Genomic DNA, 569 nt, shown 5'->3' on the forward strand with positions numbered 1-569 from the left:
AACGCCTTGTATTGATCGGCTTTTTTTCCTTCAACATTTGCATAACGAAGCAAAATAGTGGTAACTTCTGCTCTTGTTGTTGTGTCATCTGGTCGGAAAGAACCGTCTTCGAACCCCTCAATAATTCCAGTTCCTTTCACAAGAGCTATGAATGGAACTTGTTCAGATGAAATTCCACCTTTGTAGGTTTCAGGCGTTGGAAGTAACGTGTTTTTGGTATCTGACAATGCTTGTTGAAAACTTGAATCTGATTTCGCAAGTCCTGCGGAAATCCATTTCATCATTTCATAACGTGTCAGTTGCACATCTGATTGAAATCCATTTGGATAGTCAGAGGGATCAATAAAGCCTAATCCAGTGAGCTTATTGACTGCTTCCCTACTCCAATTGCCCTTTAAGTCTGAAAAAGCTTCCTGTGTACTAGAAGGTTTCAGATTAGTTACTCGACTCAAAAGTGCAGCGTATTCGGCTCTTGTTATCTTTCCATTAGGATTGAAGCTACCGTCTGGGTATCCGTCGATGTATCCCTTCTGAACTGCATCGGATATGGCTGTTTCGGCCCAGTGTCC

At 42.0% G+C, this 569-nt stretch carries 1 protein-coding gene; it reads right to left on the reverse strand.

The annotated features are described in order from the left end of the window. Positions 1–569: S-layer homology domain-containing protein (locus IEY34_RS36410; RefSeq protein WP_189021133.1), on the reverse strand; the 569-nt coding region annotated here is incomplete at both ends.

This window comes from Paenibacillus marchantiophytorum (assembly GCF_014640555.1).
GTDB classification, from domain to species: Bacteria; Bacillota; Bacilli; order Paenibacillales; family NBRC-103111; genus Paenibacillus_E; species Paenibacillus_E marchantiophytorum.